Below are 316 nucleotides of genomic sequence, written 5' to 3' on the forward strand. Positions count from 1 at the left end.
GAATCGCTTTCTATCCATTTAAGGATGTTTTTATTGAATTCCTTGCTGGCGTTATAGCCCATGGATTTTAACCTTTCGTTCATGGCCGCGGTTTCGATGATGATCGGAATATTCCGACCCGGTTTTACCGGAATAAGTATTGAAGGGATGTTAATCCCCAACAGGTTTACGGTGCGATCTTCCGCGCCAAGCCGGTCGTAGTTTTTGTCGGAATCCCATTCTTCAAGCACTACGACAAGCTGAATTTCCTTTCTGTCGCGGATGGCGCGGACTCCGAAAAGGTGGGTTATGTTGATAATGCCGGGCCCCCTTATTT

Annotated in this window: 1 pseudogene; it reads right to left on the reverse strand. The window is 46.8% G+C overall.

Annotated features, from left to right (window positions below):
* Positions 1-316, reverse strand: a pseudogene (locus ACYVTD_RS18815) (HPr(Ser) kinase/phosphatase); the annotation flags it as partial.

It is taken from the genome of Treponema sp. R6D11, assembly GCF_054786075.1.